The 3,743-nt window shown below is 56.5% G+C and carries 4 protein-coding genes; 2 read left to right on the top strand and 2 right to left on the bottom strand.

The window, feature by feature from the left end:
• Positions 1 to 121: 121 nt before the first annotated feature.
• Positions 122 to 751: an exosortase H-associated membrane protein gene (locus ETQ85_RS25585; RefSeq protein WP_148581801.1), complete on the bottom strand. Its 630-nt coding sequence runs from the start codon at positions 749 to 751 to the stop codon at positions 122 to 124.
• Positions 741 to 1,241: an exosortase H gene (gene xrtH / locus ETQ85_RS25580; RefSeq protein WP_148581800.1), complete on the bottom strand. Its 501-nt coding sequence runs from the start codon at positions 1,239 to 1,241 to the stop codon at positions 741 to 743. The genes ETQ85_RS25585 and xrtH overlap by 11 nt, the downstream gene beginning before the upstream one ends.
• Before the next feature lie 602 nt (positions 1,242 to 1,843).
• Between xrtH and ETQ85_RS25575 the strand changes: the two genes are divergently transcribed.
• Positions 1,844 to 2,140 carry a hypothetical protein gene (locus ETQ85_RS25575; protein WP_148581799.1) on the top strand — a complete coding sequence of 99 codons (297 nt, stop codon included), beginning with the start codon at positions 1,844 to 1,846 and terminating at the stop codon, positions 2,138 to 2,140.
• Positions 2,141 to 2,174: 34 nt separating this feature from the next.
• A complete protein-coding gene (locus tag ETQ85_RS25570; protein ID WP_148581798.1) occupies positions 2,175 to 3,671 on the top strand; it encodes a tetratricopeptide repeat protein in 1,497 nt (498 codons plus the stop codon).
• Positions 3,672 to 3,743 lie beyond the last annotated feature (72 nt).

Genomic DNA, 3,743 nt, shown 5'->3' with positions numbered 1-3,743 from the left:
CCGGTTGAATCCGCCCAGTAACCGGCAATACGGTGGCCCAAACCGATGAAACCCCGTATCCGGATATCGCAATCAACGCCTTCAGATAACGCATCACACCCTCTGATTGATCAAAAATTTTTTACTTCATTGACTTTCCAGCGGGATACCCATCCAGCGCTCCCCTGAGCGTCATCGCAACCCACAGTCTGGCAATGAACGACCTGTTCATCAGCACCCAAAGCAGAACCGGCACCAAGGGCGTGAGTATCAAGACCCCGAACTGATATCCATAAGCAATCCCCTCCAGTTCCCAGCCTTGCAGCCCGGTGTACTGCTGAGCCCGCAGACCACCATTGAAGGCCACACCTTTCAACCACTGAAAACACAATCCCCAGGCTTGTACCGGTATCAAGGCCACGCTGCCGACTAACAACTTCAAACCCAGACGAGTCGGCTTTGAAGCAAGCATCAGCGCCCAGAACAGTACGGTCCCATAACCGAAAACCAGATAGTTCCCATCCGGGCTGATGTAACCCACCACGTTCCGGTTGCCCTGCGGAATCAGAACGGAGACCTGGGTCAGCAAGGTGGCGACGGTACCGATGAGCTCCACCCCCTCCACCCAGGGGAAAAGCAGGCGCATGATTTCACTGGCCAGGGTAACCGCAGGTACGGCCAGAAAGGAGGCCACGTAATACCAGGGCAGCATCAGTGCGAACAGCCAAAAAAGGCTGCCGAGCAGGAAGCGTCCAACGAGGCTAAGCGGCATGAGTTCTCTCTGTACGGCGGGCAACCATCTGCATCCAGAGCAGCCAGACAATCAGCACATCCAGCATGATCAGGGCCTGCCAGAGATAGAGATGTGCAAACTCAAAGACCTGCATGTTCCATTTGCCCAAGTAATACAGGCTGATGATGCGCAGGAGATTGACGCCCTGAACAGCCAGAATGCCGATGGCGATACCGATGAGTTTGAGTCTCCACGAAGCAGGGAATGCCACCATTCCGGCAATCAGGATGATGGCGGCCTCGACACCATTGCAGCCGGCTTCAATCGTGACACCAAACCCCGTCGCCCTGCTTTGGAGCACCCGCCCGTAAGCGATCACATCCGTATCGAACAGGCTCATGAGCGCCCCGCTCATGCGGGCCAGCAGCGTCGTCCATGGATGCACCACGGCATGCTGTACCGGATTGAGCATCTCAATGCCAAAAAGCATGGCGAGCACCACAACGAAGACAAGGAAGAAGCGAGTCAAAATTTACTCAAGATGAAGAGCAGGTTTAATGAAACATCGGCCTGTCGAATTATCAATTTTGCCACTGACGCAGGAATCACCAGACCCACAACACATGCAGGTGACAATGCAGATGCACTTCACCAAGAAAAAAGACGTGGGCACTACGGATCAGGCGGATCCCACAGCATGCCTCAAAAACCAAAGTAGAGGAGAGGTCTGCCGAAGCCACTGCGCGGTTGCGCCCTTGCTCGCGTAAAAACACTAGCGCCACAATAGACATCAAGAGTGCAAGCAGCGTAACTCACTCAGACAAAGCAGGCCCGTATGTGATGATCCAGTTGCCGACTGGGTACAGGCCAAGGCCAGCAGCAGCCAAACGAACTCCTCGTGCGTTTCTGCTCATACCCCTCTCCTTTGTCTGTAATAATTTGTATCGTAACATGGGGAACTAGAGAGGGATAATCCATACGCCTCCTGCATCCAGATGCAGGTAAAATCCCAACAACATTAAATCGCCAAAACCAGAACACGCTTCATGCCAATCTAAAATTGAGAAAGCATAGCGCGGGCGTATTTTTGGGCAAACCAAGCCCCATCCTTTGTTGTTTTTGGAGTCTGAAGTGATTTTTTCCTGGTTCAATGCCGCAGAGGCGAAAAAGACCGCCACAACGCTTGCCGAAAACTTCGCCAAGGGCTTTCCTGCTGACCAAGGGAAGCCCGACAAAAAGAGCCAGGCGCGTAAAGAGAAGGCCGCGCAGATGCTCTTCTTCCAGGCAAAAGCCTTTGCCAGGGAGCATCGCCTGAACATCTACAAAAAGGCCCGGTTTGGGCAGGCTTTTCAGAAACGCCTGGCCGAGCTGGGTTACAACGATGAGTTCTCCCGCACCCTGACCCAGGAAGTGCTGGTGGCACTGTGAACACCACCGCTTCGGATCGTGCACGTAACGAGAAATGGCTGTCGTGTTAAAGCGCCTGATTTCTCTCTATCGTTTGAAGACGGCTGAGGCGGCTCAAAACAACGCCATCAGTCATCCAGTCACACCAGTTTGCATTGACGGTCTCAGCGCCGAGGACTGGCAGAGTCGGGGCAACGATCACGTGGATCAGGGAGAGATTGCGGAGGCAGAACGCTGCTATCGCAAGGCGATTGCGGCCAACCCTTCCTATGCCCGGGCGCACAACAATCTCGGCCTCGCACTCAAGGAACAAGGCCGGATCGGCATGGCACGGGAGCATCTGCTCCGCGCTGCCGCCATCGACCCGACGCTCTACCAAGCCCAGCTCAACCTTGGCGAAATCGCCCGGGAGCAAGGTGAATTCCAGATTGCTGCGGGCTATTTCGAGCGCTGCCTGATCATCGATCCCGATAGCGAAGACGCACTGCTCAGTCTGGTCTACGTGCTTTTCCGCCAAAACCAGTCCGGCAAGGCCAGACTGCTGCTCGAACAGGCCCTCGTGAAACAGCCCGACTCCCTGAGCCTGCATTTCTACTTGGGCAATCTATCCAAGGAAGCCTCGGAGCTTGATCGCGCCCGCCTGGAATATGAGCGATGCTGCGAACTCGACCCCAACTTCTGGCCGGCCATCTTCAATCTGGGACTCGTACATCAGCAGCGCCAGGACTGGACGGCAGCAAAAACGCGGCTCCGCCAGGCCGTCGAGATGCCAGGACAGGGCGGCGGCCAACTGGCCCTGGGTGAGTTGCTGTTGTTGCTGGGCGAGCTTCCGGAAGGTTTTTCCCTGCTTGAACAGCGCTTTGAGAGCGACAAGCCGGAATACAGCTATCTTGCCGGAATGCTCTCCCGCTTCGGTGGCGTGCCCCGCTGGCAAGGCGAACCCCTAGCCGGCAAAAGGCTGCTGGTGTGGGCCGAACAGGGCCTAGGCGATACGCTGATGATGGCCCGCTACCTGCCTCAACTGAAGGCCCTCGGCGTCGCCAGCCTGGTGGTCTATTGTCAGTCGCACCTGGTCAGGGTTTTTCAGGGCATGGCCGACGTGGACATGGTCGAGAGTCAAACCGGAAAGTCCATCTCGTCCGCCTTCGATGTGCACTGCTCAATGATGAGTCTGCCGCACCTGCTGCACAGCACACTCGACACCCTCCCCAGCCAGGCGCCCTACCTGTCTGTGCCGGATGAGCGAAAGACCGCCTGGGCGGCACGGCTTTCCCCCCTTAGTGGCCTCAAGGTCGGTCTGGTCTGGGCGGGCAACCCCATGCTCGCGAAGGATGCCCTGCGCAGCATTCCGCTACGCGATTGGGCTCCCATCCTGGCGGTACAAGGAGTTTCCTTTGTCAGCCTACAGAAGAGCGAAGCATCCGCTCAGTTGGCCGGCACAAGCTTCCCCATCACCGACTGGATGAGCCAAAGCACCGATCTGCTGGATACCGCGGCCTTGGTCGGTAAGCGTCCAGCCAAGTCATCTTCTCAGTCGCTCGTAATCCCCTGACGATCATGTCCTCCAACACCATCTTCTGGAGGACACATGGACGCTTCAACAGTCAATCTTCCCACCGCCGGT

It is taken from the genome of Zoogloea oleivorans (genome assembly GCF_008107625.1).
GTDB lineage: Bacteria > Pseudomonadota > Gammaproteobacteria > Burkholderiales > Rhodocyclaceae > Zoogloea > Zoogloea oleivorans.
This window is presented reverse-complemented; position numbering and strand designations above follow the sequence as displayed.

Bases quoted from the DNA above. Each gene is read 5' to 3' on its own strand.
- ETQ85_RS25585 (WP_148581801.1), bottom strand. From the start codon at position 751: ATGCCGCTTAGCCTCGTTGGACGCTTCCTGCTCGGCAGCCTTTTTTGG.
- ETQ85_RS25570 (WP_148581798.1), top strand. From the start codon at position 2,175: ATGGCTGTCGTGTTAAAGCGCCTGATTTCTCTCTATCGTTTGAAGACG.